Origin of the sequence: Vibrio sp. ER1A, assembly GCF_000733315.1 — a bacterium.
Classification (GTDB): domain Bacteria; phylum Pseudomonadota; class Gammaproteobacteria; order Enterobacterales; family Vibrionaceae; genus Vibrio; species Vibrio mediterranei.
In genome coordinates this window covers 1,215,176-1,230,714 of sequence record NZ_JPJA01000086.1, presented here as the reverse complement: position 1 = coordinate 1,230,714, position 15,539 = coordinate 1,215,176, and the positions used below count along the sequence as shown (strand labels likewise).

Below are 15,539 nucleotides of genomic sequence, written 5' to 3'. Positions count from 1 at the left end.
GGAAGCTATGTTCAAGCGCAGTATTAAATGGATTCTACCATTCGCGATTTTAGGTGTGGCCGCTGGTGGCTTTATGCTAGTGGAGCAAACGGCTCCAGAAATTGAAGACCAAAAACAAGTCGATACCGTCCCAAGAGTTAAAACCCAAATCCTAAAAGCCGAAAATCATCAGGTGCAAATCTCAAGTTTTGGTGAGGTAGTGCCACTTGAGCGCACTGCGTTATCAACACAAGTTTCCGGTGAAGTTACCAGTTGGCATCCGAACTTTGTGGCAGGCGGCGTGGTAAAACGCGGCGAAATTCTTTTCACCATCGAAAAAGATAACTATCAAGCAGCGGTGCTGCAAGCCCAAGCACAACTTGCGCAGGCGCAAGCGGCCTTAATTGAAGAGCGTGCTAAGGCGAAAGTTGCCGAAAGACAGGCAAAGAAAATCAAAGATACCCAAGTCTCGGACCTCTATCTGCGTATTCCTCAAGTGCTAAGCGCAGAGGCCAGCGTTAAATCGGCGCAGGCTGCATTGCGCAGAGCCAATCGTGATCTTGCCAACTGTGAAGTTGAAGCGCCTTATGATGCGTTGGTGGTCTCCAGAAGCATCGGTGTTGGTCAGTACATTACTTCAGGCGCACAAGTTGCGGAGCTGAATAACATTGAATCAGCAGAGGTGATGGTACCCATTGCAGGCTTCGACGCGCCTTTCTTACCTGACAATATTGTAGGAGTGAAAGCCGACGTCATTTCTAAAGGTCGCACTAACTCGGTTCGAGATGGTGTGATTATGCGAGATCTAGGAGTGGTAGACAGTGCTACGCGTATGGCAAACCTAGTGATTCGAATCAAGGACCCTTATGCGCTGACAACGGATGCCAAACCATTACCTTTTGGTTCATATGTTGAAGTGGTCTTCAACGGTAAACAGATCCCAAACCTGTTTAAAGTGCCGCAAGAGTTGGTCACTGATGAGCGAGTCTGGGTTGTCGATCAAGAAGACAAGCTCGTCCCTAAAAGTGTCCATGTTTTGCGTGAAGAGCAGGCAAACTTCTTTATCGATTCTGGTGTGAAAACAGGCGATGAGCTGGTATTAACTGTGCCCGAGTTCCCGCAAATTGGAATGTCGGTGATTCGCTCGAATAGTAATTCAGAGGTATTGGTGAACCAAGGAGAAGCCAGTGAGTAAGTCCACTCAACGCGGCATTATCGCCCTTTTTGCCAATAACTCGGTAGCCGCCAACCTTTTGATGGCGTTTATCTTGATCATGGGAACCGTCAGCTACTTTCTGATTCAGCGCCAGATGTTCCCAAATTTTGAAATCAACTACATTAATGTGACAGCGTCTTACCCAGGGGTTTCTGCTCAGGAAATAGAAGAGACGATCCTAATCAAAGTGGAAGAGTCTCTGAAAGATGTCACCGAGATTAAAAAAGCGGTGACTGACGCTTATCGAGGTGGCGGTGCGGTAACTTTGGAAATTGATACCAAGGCAAACCTTATGGAAGTACTGGATAAGGTAAAGCAGCGAGTCGATGCCATAGCTAGTTTCCCCAAGGCGATGGAGCCGATTAAGGTCACGCAGATAGAGTTTAAGCAAGACGTTATTGGTATGGTGCTGTCAGGCAATACGTCGTTATCAGAGCTGAAAACCATTGCGAAGCAGGTAGAGAAAGAACTATTACAGCTTAATGACGTTTCTTTGGTTGAAGTCAGCTCTCCACCCGATGAAATCGGTATTGAAATTCACCCAGATGAGCTACGAACCTATGATCTAACGCTTGACGACGTAGTAGCGGCGATTCAAAAATACTCGGCAAATTTTTCCGCAGGACAAGTCAGGACTAGTACGGGTTTAGTGTCGATTCGAATTGAGAACCAGTACTACGACGGTTTTGAATTTCGGCAGATACCCGTCAAAGTCGGCGCCAATGGCTCCAAGGTCTTGTTGGGTGATATTGCCAAAATAAAAGACGAGTTTACTGAAGGGCAACACTACTTTAAGTATTCAGGTGAGAACGGCATCTATTTGACGGTAAAGGCAACGAAAACCCAAAATATGGTGCCTGTGGCCGAAACGGTGAAGCGCTTTATTGACGCAAGAAATCAAACGTTACCTCATGGTATTCAGCTCAACACTTTGATGGATATGACGTTCTATTTGAATGCTCGACTGGATATGATGCTTAAGAACCTGTTGCAAGGTGCGGTTTTGGTAGCGGTTTTGCTGACCATTTTCCTGCGATTCCGCTTAGCTATGTGGGTTATGGTTGGTTTACCGGTCTGTTTCTTGGGAGCGGTTATGCTGATGCCGCTGTTTGATGTCAGTATCAATATCATCACACTGTTCGCGTTTATTATGGTGCTCGGTATTGTGGTAGATGACGCCATAGTCATAGGAGAAAGTGTCTACACCGAGGTTGAAAAAGAAGGTGGAGGGGTCACCAATGTCGTGCGCGGCGCTCAGCGTGTCGCAACCCCTGCAACATTTGGGGTACTGACAACTATTGCTGTGTTTGTTCCGTTCTTATTCTCGACAGGACCAGAGAAAGCGTTTTTCTATGGTCTCTCAATTGTTGTTATTTTCTGTCTGATTTTCAGCTTGATAGAGTCGAAACTCATCCTGCCAGCGCATTTGGCTCATACCAAATTTACCCCAGTCAAAGAGAACAGTTATCGTGCCCGTTTCAATCGCTCATTTTTCCGCTTTGTTAATGGGCCATACAAGCGCACCGTGTCGTGGTGTGTGGAGTGGCGTTGGTCTGTGATGGCTGGCTTTATCGCAATTTTGGTTATCAGTGCGGCAATGCTGACGTCAGGTCATGTGCGTATGATCCCAAGCCCTAAAGTTCCGTCTGACTTTCCAATGATTAAAATTGAGATGAACAGCAATGCGTCCGATGAACAAACGATTGATGCGTTACTCACTCTTGAAAAAGTGGTGAGTGAGGTCGATAAGGATATAGAGCAAGAGTACGGGCAGCCTGTTATTCGTGACATGATGACGATTAACACTAGTCGCACCGAAGGCATGATCATCCTTCCTCTGGTTGATGAAGACGTGCGTCCAGTTGATGCGTTTGAGCTGTCTCGTCGTTGGCGTGAAAAAATGCCGACGATTGTTGGTCTGAAATCCATTGTTATTAACGATAATGTGGCTGGTGGCGAAGAGGGCGATGAGTTTGGTTATTTGCTGTATGGCCCCGATATGGAAGTGCTGAATGCCGCTGGACGTGAGCTTATTTCAAAGCTTCAGCTCCAGACGGGGTTGTTTGATATCAGTTCTTCGATGGATACTGGCAGTCGTGAAGTACAACTTTCGCTGAAACCTGTGGCTTATGATCTCGGACTGGATCTAGCTAATGTAGCGTCGCAGGTTGGTGGCAGCTTTTATGGTGGAGAGGCGCAGCGAGTACTTCGGAATACTGAAGAAGTCAGGGTAATGGTTCGCTACCCTAAGTTGACCCGAGAAGCGTTCTCTTCACTGCGCTATGCCTTGATTAATACCCCATCAGGCAAAAAAGTGATGTTGGGCGATGTGGTTAACATCACCAGTAAGCCGGGCATCAACCAAATACGACGGGAGAATGGTTTTAGAACGGTTTATATCTATGGTTCTATTGACGAAGCGGTGATTGAACCCGATAGAGCAGTGAAGAATATTGAAGATAATGTGCTTCCGGAACTACGCGCTCAATTCCCTGAAGTGAAAACTGAGTTAGGTGGCACGATTGAAGAACAACAAAAGCAAAAAGCAGAGCAGATAGTGTTCTTTATTGCAGGGATGATAACGGTTTACATTCTATTAGCTGTGCCATTAAAAAGTTATGCCCAGCCGTTTATCATTATGTCTGTTATTCCGTTTAGCCTAACGGGTGCGATATGGGGGCACTATTTCTATGGCCTTGATATGAGCATGATGTCCACATTTGGTTTGATTGCGGCGGCAGGGGTTGTGATTAATGACTCGTTAGTGATGACTGATTATGTCAACCAAATCAAAGCGCGGTGTGATTGTGCGAAGCAAGCCGTGGTTGAAGCTGGCTGTGCGAGGTTTAGGGCGATAACGCTGACCTCTATCACTACGTTCTTTGGGGTGTTGCCCATCATGTTCGAGACCAGTCTTCAGGCGGCGTTTGTTAAACCTATGGCCGTTGCTTTAGGCTTTGCTGTGATGTACGCCACCGTGGTAACTCTCATTGCCGTTCCGTGCTTATATGTGATTCTTGAGGATATAGGCAAAGCTTTTAGCAAACTGAAACGAGTGTACTTTCCAGTTAAAGATAATCAAAACACAACAGCAGTATGATTGTTGTGATGGTTTTCGATTTTAATTCATTGTAATCATTAAAACTAACCTTTCCCTTTGGTGCTGTAAGCTAGAGGGAAAGGGTTGATGTTTCCTGCCTTACTACTTCCTCTTTTCGACTAACCTATTCGATATTTATATACTAATCACTTTGATGTACTTCTACTCAGCGATTAAAATTCGCTCTATCAACAGGTGACAAAACACGGTTTTGCTACCGTGAACATATTAGAGAGTTGAAAATGAAGAAGACAATTATCGCGCTTACATTAGCTGCTACAGCATCAAGTGTACTCGTTGGAACCGCCAACGCATGTTCTCGCATCACGCTTGATACGCCATATGGTGTATCTCAAGTTAGAACACTTGATTGGGGACAGAAACTTGGTACGTATGCGATTATGTCACCAGCGGGTGTTGAGGTGGCAACTAAAGCGGTTCCATCGTACAAAACTGCGGCGAAATGGACGGTGAAGTATCCGACATTGAACTTAGAAGAACGTGCCGTGTTTGTTGATACATCGGGTGAGGCTATCAACAATCAAGGTTTATCTGCTTCAACTTTATATATGTACGATTCGCAAGCATTCATCAAGGATTACAAGGACACCGGTGCACCGGCAGTTAACTGGGGTGATGCCGCAGCTTTTATGGCGCAAAACTTTAAAACGGTAGAAGAAGCGGTCACTGCGTTTGAAGCAAATGAATTCCAGTTTGCTTGGGCCGATGGTATTCATGGTACCCAGCATGGCTTGCATATTTCGGTACAGGACAAATCTGGTGACATTGCTTTGTTTGAGCTCAATGAAGGCGGCAAAATGATGGTGCATCGCGGTTCTGTGAACGACAAACTGCGAGTAATGGTGAACGCCCCTTTGCAGCAATATCACGATGAGAATGCGACAAAAGTAGGTGACTTCAATCATGTCGAAAATGGTCATAACATCGGTTCTACTATCTCATCCCCAGAAAGAATGCTACGAGGCTTGTACAACTCTGCTCATGTTAAGTTTGACCCACAGGCTTCATGGGCACAGACAGAGGGTAAGCTCCAATCCACATTCGATTCAGGGAATCTAGTGCCCCAAGACATTATTGACCCAGCAAACGGTGAAACATATGCCAGCTGGATTCAATATACCTACAACTTCGAAAATGGCTCATTCAAGATGCGCAACTTTGATACGTACAGTGAGATTCGCATCGACCTCAGTCAGCTTAACGACATCAAAACCGTATCATGTGCTGATTTAGTAGAACAAGCTGAGCTATCAAATGTCGCTACCTTCTCTACGTGTAGTTAACCCTTCTTATCACTCTGGCAATGCCTTGTGAAATCCACGGATGACCTAATTAAAGGGATTTTTGTTTAATTAGGTATAAATATGAAAAACACTATAACTGCCATGGCTCTAAGTTTGATTACTGCGGGCGTTTGGGCAAATGAAGTGACATCGACTCACCAAAAAGATGTCGCTCCAGAAGCTTCAATTCAAGATATTAATTATGGCGATCCGACGGCTCTATTCTCAATGGTTGGACTGTCTAGATCAAACGATCGTACTCAACTCAACAGTGTGTTCGGTTGGGGGCAAGGGCATATGGTCTTCGCTGATTTAGGTATCGGTGACAAGAAAGATATTGAAGGCAAGACAGATATAGATTACCGCGTTCGCTATTTTAAGGTTAACGACGGCCTAGGTTATTCCCTGGATGTCATCGGAAATCGAAATACCACGACGACGCTAGCGGGTGCTATCTACAAGATCGAACTTACCCCTAATCTCTCTGTGTTTCCAATGCTCTACGGCGGCTATATGGATAGCAAACACGACATCGCGGTAGAAGGTAAATCATCCTTTAAAAACTCGGCGTTAGTTCAAGGCGGTCTTTATGCGATGTATGGGTTTGATGCTGGTCACTGGCTCTATGCCAACCCTAAAGCGACATACATTACTCGCGCCAAAGAGTTTGTTCCACAAATAGAAATTGGCGGTGGCTATATGGTGACTGATTATGCGTCCATTGGTTTCAAAGTTGAGCATACCGCGGACAATAAAGTGAGCAAGAAAGACACGGTCAGTTGGCTACAAGCCAGCTATTACTTTTAGCTGAGGTAAACCGGTGGAAGACACACTAGACATAGTTGCCATGTGTGTCATGGATGACCGCAGTTTTATTTTGGCGTTTCTAATTGGTGCGGCCTTTATGATGTTTTGGTTTGAACTTCGTCGCTGGAGTTCAGACAAGAATAACGCTGAATAGTGTTCTAGCGACGATTAGAACAGGAGGTGCCTTTTAATTAAGGCACCATTTTTAATGACTGCCATGAATTAGCGAACGTTGGTATTGCTTTGGAGTTAGGCCGTAAGCATTCTTAAACAGTCTTATGTAGTGAGAAATATTGTCATATCCGGCTTCATAGGCAGCATCAGTAACACTCAATTTGTTGAGACTTTGTTTTGAGGACTGCAGTCTAACTTGAGTGAGGTATTGTTTAGGGCTTAGCTGTGTTGCTGCTTTAAATTTCTGTGAAAAACTCGACTGAGACAATCCCACTTCTTCTGCTACCTGAGCTAACGTCATCTTTAGTCCCATCGGTGAATTCATAATCCTAATCGCTTTACTGATGGGGTGAGAGCGATGGTTCGAGATGATACTTTGGCAAGTATTATTGCGCAGCAACTCAAACACCAATTCTTGTCCGGTCAGGTCGATTAGAAAGTCCATGCAGGCTTCTTGCTCTCGAAGGATCTCTTGCATTCGAGTGTGTAGTTTGTCGATTCTTTTGTCGATGGAATTGACCGCGAAACTTTGTGACTCTAATGCTGTTGGTGAATCGACTTCTAGAGTATCAGCAACACGTTGACTGACGCCTTCAATCATTTGTTCATCGAATTCATACACCAGTGCTTTGGTGTACTCAGGCATCTTCATGTAGATGTTCGAATTAGGTGGTAACAGAACAAATTGGTCACGGTTGTATTGGAAGCTCTGCGACTGATTGACACTCACCGATTTGGTGCCTTTTAAAATGGTACACAGGCGAGGAGCATCGTAAGAGCGGTACTCATCGTGAAAGTCTTTTGGAAGATCGTAATAGAGTAAGTTTAAGCTACCGGTAGATAGTGCGTACTCACGTTCTGCCACTCGACTAAAGCTGTTTAGTTTATGCATAAATAATGCGTCTTTCTGTTTTCATCGCCTGAAAGCTAATAGTAGGGAGATGGCAAGAAGGTAACATTGATCTGAGTTAGGAAAGGCGGGAGCTTTTTAAACGCAAAAATGCAGGCAATCGGTTGGCCTGCATTTTTGTGATGTTGCACGTTAAACGTGTCGAATAATTACAGCGCTGAATCTAAGATGGCTACGATTTCTTCGTGGCTTGCTTGTTTAGGGTTGGTGAAACCACAAGCGTCTTTTAGCGCGTTCTCTGCAAGTACATCGAAGTCGTCGCGCTTTACACCAAGCTGTTCAAGACCAGCCGGAATGTTCACATCTTTAGATAGCTGACGAATAGCATCAAGACCAGCATTCGCGGCTTGCTCATCAGTCATGCCATTAGTATCAACACCCATGGCGCGCGCGACGTCAGCTAGGCGTGCAGGTACTACCTTAGCGTTATATTGCTGAACGTGTGGTAGCAAGATTGCGTTACATACACCATGAGGAAGATCGTAGAAGCCACCAAGTTGGTGAGCGATAGCGTGAACATAGCCCAGTGAAGCATTGTTAAACGCCATACCTGCCATAAACTGCGCATAAGCCATGTTGTCACGTGCAGTTAGATTGTCACCGTTTTGCACCGCCTCACGAAGGTTTGCTTGCACCATTTCGATAGCTTTGATCGCAACGGCATCCGTGACTGGTGTAGCTGCGATAGACACATAAGCTTCAATCGCGTGCGTAAGTGCGTCCATCCCAGTTGCCGCTGTAAGAGACGCGGGCTTAGCCAGCATCAACTCAGGGTCGTTTACAGAGATAATTGGCGTCACATTCTTGTCTACAATTGCCATTTTGATGTGGCGAGCCTCATCTGTGATGATGCAGAAACGTGTCATTTCAGAAGCAGTGCCTGCCGTTGTATTGATTGAGATCAGCGGTAACTGAGGCTTCGCTGATACATCAACACCTTCGTAGTCTTTGATTTCTCCGCCGTTAGTCGCAAGCAATGCGATACCTTTTGCGCAATCATGAGGGGAGCCGCCACCGAATGAAATCACACAATCACACTGATTGCCTTTTAGTAGCGCTAAGCCATCGTTCACGTTCTCGATAGTTGGGTTTGGTTTAGTCTCGTAAAACACAACCGCTGCTACGTTTGCACTATCAAGCAAACTAGTGAGTTTACTTACTGCGCCCAGCTCGTTTAAAACCTTGTCGGTAACGATAAGAGCTTTAGTAAAGCCATGTGATTTGATAGCGTTTACCGCTTCTTCAAGACAGCCGACACCCATTAGGTTTAATGATGGAATATAGAAAGCGTTAGACATGCTCTACCTCGTTCAATGTTTAATAATATTTTTGACCGCACATCTCAAGAAACAGTGGCATTACCGCGGGGGCAGTAATGCACTCGTACTACCACTTTAGAGGTGCTTTTTATCGTTGATTGAAGAGTAACAGTAGGTTTGAATAGCAAACTAGCGCAGATTTTATAGAAATAGTCGAAATTTGATTAGCCTGAATGTTATGAGAATATTTATATTATAAATTAGTAGGTTAGCGGATTAAAAAGAAGTGCAAAGTCGGTGACTAAGCGACTCTGCACTTCGAGGGGGAGGCGGTAAGGTGATACCGCCGATTTTTCTCTGTTGAAGGTGATTCAACAAATTGAGAAAGGGTTTACATCACGAGTCCGTTATCATTGCGCTAAAGCGACTTTCATCTGTTCGGCGACTTTGTCGACCTTTCCTAGTCCTATGATGACTTGAATACCGTTCTTACCAACTGGAACAACACCTGCGGCACCAAGTTGTTTGAGTTTTTCTTTGTCTACAATGCCAGAGTCTTTTACTGATAGGCGTAGGCGAGTAATACAATTGTCTACTTCAGTAATATTGTCACTACCACCTAGGGCTTCAATATACTGGTGAGTTAAGCCTTCGATACCTTGATCACCGCCTACCGCTGTTTCTTGCTCTGGAGCCATGTCTTCACCACGACCTGGCGTTTTTAAGTTGAATTTCAAAATAGCGAAACGGAACACGCAGTAGTAAATGGCGAAGAAAACTAAGCCCTGCACAATAAGCATATACCACTGAACAGCAAGCGGGTTTTGACTAGACAGGACTAGGTCGACAAAACCGGCGGAGAAACCAAATCCTGCGATCCACTGCATACTTGCAGCAATATATAGTGAAATACCAGTCAGTACGGCGTGAAGTAAGTACAGACCTGGAGCTAGGAACATAAAGCTAAACTCTAGTGGCTCAGTAATTCCTGTAAAGAAAGAGGCCATCGCAGCAGCAAGCATGATAGAGAACACGGCTGATTTGTTCTTTTTATCTGCACAGTGGTAAATCGCCAATGCTGCACCAGGAAGACCAAACATCATGATTGGGAAGAAGCCCGCTTGATACATGCCAGTCACACCAACCGTAGCTGTTCCATTAGCAATAGACTGAGCACCGCCTAAGAAGTTAGGAATGTCATTAATGCCAACGACATCAAACCAGAAAACAGGGTACAGGGCGTGGTGCATGCCAACGGTCAACATTAATCGGTTAAAGAAGCCAAATAGACCTGCTCCTAATGCACCCATAGATTGAAGTTTAACACCGAACACGATAAGAGCGTCATACACTACAGGCCAGACATATAGAAGCACGAAGGCTAACAGCATACCCGCAATAGAAGTCAGAATAGGGACTAGGCGCTTTCCACTGAAGAATGCCAGCGCTTTAGGTAGCGTTACACCTGAGTAGCGATTGTAGATTTCAGCAGAGACTATACCGACAATAATACCAACAAATTGGTTGGAGATTTTGCCAAAGGCTGCCGGAACTTCGTCAGCACTAATACCTTTAAGTTGCTGCACGGTTTCTGGAGAAAGAAGAGTTGTCAGTACTAAGAAGCAGATAAAACCAGACAATGCAGCAGAGCCATTTTTGTCCTTGCTTAAACCAAATGCAACACCAACGGCAAACAACACTGCCATGTTATCGATGATTGCACCGCCGGACTTAATTAAAAACGCAGCAAGGGTACTGTCTGCTCCCCAACCTGTTGGATCCAACCAATATCCAACCCCCATTAAAATCGCAGCGGCAGGCAGGGTGGCCACTGGAACCATTAATGCCTTACCTACTTTTTGCATATAGCCGAGTATGTTCATTCAAACCTCTTTGTGTTTATTATTCACGGAACTTGCGCCCTGTACTTGCTTGCAACGACAGGGTGTTTATTCGTTTTCTAGTTGCTATTTGAAACTTATTTATCGATGCGAACAAACTAATTTTCGGGTACTATGGATTAAAAATTTTAATAAGTAGAGGCCGTGTTATGGCGAATGAACAAACCTTATTGAGGAATCTGCATACCTTCCATGTCGCAGCAAAAGTACTGAGTTTTACCCTTGCAGCGAAGGAATTGCACTTGACTCAAGGTGCTGTGAGCCATCGAATTAAGGTGCTTGAGAAGTCGCTTGGTTTTAATCTATTCACCCGAGGAACAAGGAAACTGGGGCTTACAGAGGAGGGCGAACGGTTTCATCAAACGCTTTCAAAATCGTTGTACTCCATTTTTGGTGAGATCGAAGAAATTAAATCGACGGATATGAGTGGGGAGATCACGATAGCCAGTTCGCCAAATTTTGCCTCGTCTTGGTTAGTACCAAGACTCAAAGGTTTTAATCAGCGCTACCCCAACTTTAATGTAAATATTCTTGTCCACGAAGAGCAACAGAACTTCGAGAATGACCAAGTTGATATCGCGTTTTATTATGGCGATGACAAACCAAAGGACTGCTTCGTTAAACCTCTCTTTGGTGAGCGCTATATTCCTATTTGTTCGCCTGAATACGCTCAACGATTTAAGCTCTTTGAACGTGGCCTAGATGGACTGAAAGAGGTCAATCTTATACATGCATTAGGGTCAAATGTCTGGGAGCGCTGGATTAAATATCACGACTATGATCTCAATATCTTTAGACACTTTTATTGTGTTGGGCATCGAGGGTTAGACCTGACCGGAGCCCTGAACTCACTTGGCTTAGCGATGGGGAGGTATTATTTTGTTAAAGACTATATTGAGAGAGGCGAGTTGGTTTGCCCTTACCCTTCAATGAGCACTAGCCAAACTTATGATTTGGTATGTCTAAATGGTCATGAAGAAAGACCAAAAATCCGGACATTTATTCATTGGATCGATAGCCAACTCTAGTGTTGGCTATCGGAACGAAAATTTAGAATGGATGATCAACCATAATCCAGAAGTTAGTGCTTTCTGGAGACTTAGCTAAATCGGCACGAACGACCAATCCGGCCATCAATGCACGAACTGATGCGCCGCCATCGTACTTGAGATCGGTAAGAAGTTCGTTCGCCGTGTAGGCAGAACCTACGCGACCTACCTCAACAAAGCCTACAAGTTGGATCCAGTCTACTCTCAAGAAATTCAACCAAGAGATATCTTTAATAGGGTTATAGGCCAACGTATAACGATATTCTGCAGAGCCATAAATCACGGCTTTGTCGTGGAATCGGTTATTGTCGTAGCCACGCATACGAGTAAAGCCACCTAAAGTTGCCCCCTCATTATAAGGTGCATTTCCGTTTATAGACTGTGTGCCATTAGGGTTATCCGTCACTTCCCAAGTAGGTGAATAACCGGTCCAGAAGTTCATCGCGATAATTCGTTGTGATGCCCAATCCGACTTGCCGAGAGAAAAGTATTTGCTCATATCAAGTTCGTTGAACGACCACTGCTTTTTAGACTCAAACCAGCCCCAATCGTGAGAAGTTGCGATGTATTGTCGGCTACCGTAGGAAGGGTTGGGGGCAAAGTCGGTATTATCGTAGAGTATGCCAAACTCCATCGCATGAATCGCGCCGTCGACGTCCCCTTGTTGAAACTCAAAAGATTGGTATCGATTAAATTGGCGAGCTACAAAGATAGTTGAGCCGCTGGTCAACGGATTCCACTCTTTACCTCCGGAAGGCTCTGAGACTAACAAACCGTTGCGGATCTGATAGTCAACGAGTCCTTTGTCTCTGGTTACACCAATAGGAAGTACATACTCCATCTTGATATCAAACCAGTTAGATGCGCCATCCGCTTCCAAATAATCTAGATTAGATGAGCCATTGCTACCGGGACGAGGTGGGGTGTAATAGGCATTACCTGAAGTATAAGCACGTTGTTTTGGGTAATACCCAAACATGCCGTATGCACTCAAGAACACGCGTTCGGTTCCTGGAATCATGTAGTTCCAAACACCTCCAGCTAGTGCATAACTGGTTTCACCTCCAAAGACAGTGCCACCTATGGTCATCTGGTCTTGGTAGATACCTTTTATCATGCCGCCAACACCGACATTTAGCCCCATGGTTTCCGTACTAAATAGGTAAGGCAGTACCATGGATTCTCTAATTCTGTCTGGCGTTTCCTGTCGGTCAATACGCGACTTGACGTTAGTTGGTGTCGCTCCTTGCGCCACCACTGCAGTGAGTGAGCACGATATAGCAGCGATGACACTTATAAAACGGCGGTATGTCATACGAGTTAGACTTCCTTGTGAGATTTTTCATTCTTATTATGGTGTAACGATAAATAGCCTAACGTTATTTTAGGAGATAGAAAACACTAAGTGGTTATTTTGGCGGCTTTTTAACAATGGTTTTGTAAATTTGGTGGTTATTGGCGCGAATATAGAAAACCCAAGCCGTAGCTTGGGTCATAGAGTATAAAGTCACGAGTGAAGATTACTACATACGCGCCTTTAAATATTCCAAAGCCCCAATGACAGATGCGACTTGAGCATCGTTACACTCTTGTGAGGTGACTTTTGGACTGTCTGGATAAACTTCAGTTGTGGTTGAGTACTCACAATCCGTCATGCCGGTGCAAAGGCTGAGCTTTTTCAGTGGGTAATTGATGACGCCATGCTGAACGACTTTAGAACCGATAATATTGCCATTTTGGTCTGGCGGGGCAATATGAGTCACTTTTTCTACATGCTGGATGATCGTCGCTTGAAATTCATCTGCGGGATTCTCGGTATTGCCGACAAGATAGAAACCGTCAGGAACATTGTCCTCGATGTAGTCGAGACCATCGCGTGCCGCTAGTGCTGGTCGAAACTCGCTTTCATCTGTATCCGTTGTTTCATGTAAATCGATATGTGCCCAAACAGTGGTATCTAACGATGCAACCATCGACATGAGGTTCGCAGACTCTTCTGTTGGTGAATCTGTATAGAAAGAGCGATTAGGGTCGACAGCATTCGGGTTCCAACGATTGATCGTTTCATAACCCCAAGGACTGACACATGGTGCGATAACAATGTTGAATAGTGACTCGTAGTGAGAGGCGTTTTCTTTGGCGAACTGAAGCGCACCGTGGACGCCAGAAGTCTCATAACCATGAACACCACCAGTAACAAGAACCGTTGGCTTCTGTGAATCCCAAGATTTGGTTTTTAATACGAAGAGTGGGAATCGATCAACATCATACGAAAGCGCACCATATTGCTCAATATTGAAGGTATCTTTTAGCGCTGCGATCTTTGGGAGTACATCTTCGCTGTACAGACGCTTAACAGTAGTCGATTCGCGCCATTGGATAACGTTTTCCTCAGTCCATTTCTGTCCTGGGGTACCGATAGGGTAGTGAAACTGGTTTTTCATGGTTTCCATTCTCGATATTGTTTGTGCTGCAAGAATAGCTTTGCAAGGTTTAACGTGCAACGAGCATGGTGTGAAGATTGTGACAAATCATTTTCGGACCACTGAGCTAGCGGTTCAAACGGCTCGTTTGATCGCGTTTAATCGCGGTTTGCTTGTTCAATCGCTGACATGAGTTTGTCAGAAATCAGGGCTTTTTGATTGGTGGTGAAATCAAACATGACGATCGTGGCTGTCCCCGTCGTGGTGACTTTGCCAAGCTTCTTGCTGACCACTTGATATTCCATCTTAAAGCGGTCTTCTTGTACCTCAGTAATTCGAGAGCCGACAAGTAATGTATCGGGGTAGGTGACAGGCAGTTTATAGCGGCAATAGGTTTCCCCAAGTACTGGGCCTATATTCGTGACTGCCATGTCTTCCATTAGATTAATGTGACTGAAGTAGTCGAGTCGCGCGGTTTCAAAGTATCGAAAATACACTGCGTTATTGACGTGATTAAGTGCATCCATTTCGCCCCAAGCGACAGGGATCTCTGTAACGACAGAGTAGTCCTTAAGCAATGATTCCATATTGTTATCCTTTATTAAGTTTGTGCATTTACTCTATTTTGGAATTAACAATAATGCAACATTAACGGTGCGAAGTTGAGTACCCCGTTTGGGGGTTTATTCAATAGGTAGGGTTGAGAGGCATTTTCGGCACAAACACAGATCGGATTTTTCGATGGAAGAGGTATCGCGCTTGTCCAGTTCAAAACACCAACAGGTATCGTGGCCCGCCGAGATGTCACAATAGGCGGCTTCTCCACATTTGGGGCAAACGTGTGTGGTTGCAGAACCTGCTAACTGCTCCATTTTGTCATCGCGTTCTTCTTCTTCCATTAAACGCCATGCAGACAACTCGTCCATGGTACGAAAGCAACCAGAACAAATGCCACCTTCGTTTTTACAGGCGGCTTTACAGGGAGTGGCGATAGCAATAGTTTTAGTCATAGATTTAAATCAATAGGTTGCACAGTTTGTTCTAGAGCGTTAGAATTAAATGGTAATAATTATCATTTGCAAAAATAAATGACGACACTCTTTTTAATTATTGGCGTGATGTTTATTCTCGCCTTAGCTCGCAAGCTTGCATTCTCCAACATAGCGCTCGCTTTGTTAAGTGGATATTTAGTGTTGTGGCTCTATTTGGATAACTCCACCCTAACGGCAATCTGTTTGCTGCTGTTTGCACTGTCACCAATTTTGGTGCGAGTAAAAAGCCGCAATATTAGTTTTATCTTGTTCATTCAAGCTTTAATTTTGCCAGTTGCGATTCATTTTGGGATGACGTCGCTGCCGATTCAGTAACGTTCCCGAATCAATAAAAAAGGCTCCCATTGAGAATGGGAGCCTTGACG

At 44.8% G+C, this 15,539-nt stretch carries 14 protein-coding genes; 7 read left to right on the top strand and 7 right to left on the bottom strand.

Annotated elements, in window-relative coordinates:
• The first annotated feature begins 7 nt into the window (after positions 1-7).
• The 5 genes from HW45_RS12595 to HW45_RS29580 all read left to right on the top strand — a co-directional run bounded on the left by HW45_RS12595 (position 8) and on the right by HW45_RS29580 (position 6,560).
• Positions 8-1,174, top strand: coding sequence for an efflux RND transporter periplasmic adaptor subunit (locus HW45_RS12595; RefSeq protein WP_038227226.1), 1,167 nt, complete (start codon positions 8-10; stop codon positions 1,172-1,174).
• On the top strand, positions 1,167-4,295 hold the full coding sequence (locus HW45_RS12590) for an efflux RND transporter permease subunit (RefSeq protein ID WP_038227225.1): 3,129 nt from the start codon (positions 1,167-1,169) through the stop codon (positions 4,293-4,295). The genes HW45_RS12595 and HW45_RS12590 overlap by 8 nt, the downstream gene beginning before the upstream one ends.
• Before the next feature lie 242 nt (positions 4,296-4,537).
• Positions 4,538-5,599 (top strand): linear amide C-N hydrolase, encoded by a 1,062-nt coding sequence (locus HW45_RS12585; RefSeq protein WP_038227224.1) that lies wholly within the window; start codon positions 4,538-4,540, stop codon positions 5,597-5,599.
• Between the two features lie 81 nt (positions 5,600-5,680).
• Positions 5,681-6,406 (top strand): hypothetical protein, encoded by a 726-nt coding sequence (locus HW45_RS12580; protein ID WP_038227223.1) that lies wholly within the window; start codon positions 5,681-5,683, stop codon positions 6,404-6,406.
• A 13-nt stretch (positions 6,407-6,419) separates the two neighbouring features.
• Positions 6,420-6,560 carry a hypothetical protein gene (locus HW45_RS29580; RefSeq protein ID WP_160171217.1) on the top strand — a complete coding sequence of 47 codons (141 nt, stop codon included), beginning with the start codon at positions 6,420-6,422 and terminating at the stop codon, positions 6,558-6,560.
• Positions 6,561-6,611: 51 nt separating this feature from the next.
• On the opposite strand, the gene HW45_RS12575 is transcribed toward HW45_RS29580, so the two are convergent.
• The 3 genes from HW45_RS12575 to nagE form a co-directional block, all read right to left on the bottom strand.
• The gene (locus HW45_RS12575) at positions 6,612-7,472 is read right to left on the bottom strand and encodes a helix-turn-helix transcriptional regulator (protein WP_038227222.1); all 861 of its coding nucleotides are present in this window, start codon (positions 7,470-7,472) and stop codon (positions 6,612-6,614) included.
• A gap of 167 nt (positions 7,473-7,639) precedes the next feature.
• Complete coding sequence (yiaY, locus tag HW45_RS12570; protein WP_038227221.1) at positions 7,640-8,788, bottom strand: L-threonine dehydrogenase; 1,149 nt, start codon at positions 8,786-8,788, stop codon at positions 7,640-7,642.
• A gap of 371 nt (positions 8,789-9,159) precedes the next feature.
• Positions 9,160-10,632 carry an N-acetylglucosamine-specific PTS transporter subunit IIBC gene (gene nagE / locus HW45_RS12565; RefSeq protein ID WP_031494588.1) on the bottom strand — a complete coding sequence of 491 codons (1,473 nt, stop codon included), beginning with the start codon at positions 10,630-10,632 and terminating at the stop codon, positions 9,160-9,162.
• Positions 10,633-10,799: 167 nt separating this feature from the next.
• On the opposite strand from nagE, the gene HW45_RS12560 reads away from it, so the two are divergent.
• Positions 10,800-11,678 (top strand): LysR substrate-binding domain-containing protein, encoded by an 879-nt coding sequence (locus tag HW45_RS12560; RefSeq protein WP_038227220.1) that lies wholly within the window; start codon positions 10,800-10,802, stop codon positions 11,676-11,678.
• A gap of 22 nt (positions 11,679-11,700) precedes the next feature.
• Here the strand turns inward: HW45_RS12560 and HW45_RS12555 are convergent, their stop codons facing one another.
• From HW45_RS12555 to HW45_RS12540, 4 genes are all read right to left on the bottom strand, one after another.
• Positions 11,701-13,014: a BamA/TamA family outer membrane protein gene (locus tag HW45_RS12555; RefSeq protein WP_200874577.1), complete on the bottom strand. Its 1,314-nt coding sequence runs from the start codon at positions 13,012-13,014 to the stop codon at positions 11,701-11,703.
• 208 nt (positions 13,015-13,222) lie between these two features.
• Entirely contained in the window at positions 13,223-14,143 is a 921-nt protein-coding gene (locus HW45_RS12550; protein WP_038227219.1) for a M14 family metallopeptidase, read from the bottom strand.
• A 137-nt stretch (positions 14,144-14,280) separates the two neighbouring features.
• A complete protein-coding gene (locus tag HW45_RS12545; protein ID WP_038227218.1) occupies positions 14,281-14,709 on the bottom strand; it encodes an acyl-CoA thioesterase in 429 nt (142 codons plus the stop codon).
• Positions 14,710-14,805: 96 nt separating this feature from the next.
• Positions 14,806-15,114, bottom strand: coding sequence for a DUF1289 domain-containing protein (locus HW45_RS12540; RefSeq protein WP_031495200.1), 309 nt, complete (start codon positions 15,112-15,114; stop codon positions 14,806-14,808).
• Positions 15,115-15,210: 96 nt separating this feature from the next.
• Between HW45_RS12540 and HW45_RS12535 the strand changes: the two genes are divergently transcribed.
• On the top strand, positions 15,211-15,489 hold the full coding sequence (locus tag HW45_RS12535) for a hypothetical protein (RefSeq protein WP_006070915.1): 279 nt from the start codon (positions 15,211-15,213) through the stop codon (positions 15,487-15,489).
• Positions 15,490-15,539: the final 50 nt, after the last annotated feature.

Coding starts and splice junctions, on each gene's coding strand:
- HW45_RS12535 (WP_006070915.1), top strand. CDS start 15,211: ATGACGACACTCTTTTTAATTATTGGCGTGATGTTTATTCTCGCCTTA.
- HW45_RS12585 (WP_038227224.1), top strand. CDS start 4,538: ATGAAGAAGACAATTATCGCGCTTACATTAGCTGCTACAGCATCAAGT.
- HW45_RS12595 (WP_038227226.1), top strand. CDS start 8: ATGTTCAAGCGCAGTATTAAATGGATTCTACCATTCGCGATTTTAGGT.
- HW45_RS12545 (WP_038227218.1), bottom strand. CDS start 14,709: ATGGAATCATTGCTTAAGGACTACTCTGTCGTTACAGAGATCCCTGTC.
- HW45_RS12550 (WP_038227219.1), bottom strand. CDS start 14,143: ATGAAAAACCAGTTTCACTACCCTATCGGTACCCCAGGACAGAAATGG.
- HW45_RS12580 (WP_038227223.1), top strand. CDS start 5,681: ATGAAAAACACTATAACTGCCATGGCTCTAAGTTTGATTACTGCGGGC.
- nagE (WP_031494588.1), bottom strand. CDS start 10,632: ATGAACATACTCGGCTATATGCAAAAAGTAGGTAAGGCATTAATGGTT.
- HW45_RS12555 (WP_200874577.1), bottom strand. CDS start 13,014: ATGACATACCGCCGTTTTATAAGTGTCATCGCTGCTATATCGTGCTCA.
- HW45_RS12560 (WP_038227220.1), top strand. CDS start 10,800: ATGGCGAATGAACAAACCTTATTGAGGAATCTGCATACCTTCCATGTC.
- yiaY (WP_038227221.1), bottom strand. CDS start 8,788: ATGTCTAACGCTTTCTATATTCCATCATTAAACCTAATGGGTGTCGGC.
- HW45_RS12575 (WP_038227222.1), bottom strand. CDS start 7,472: ATGCATAAACTAAACAGCTTTAGTCGAGTGGCAGAACGTGAGTACGCA.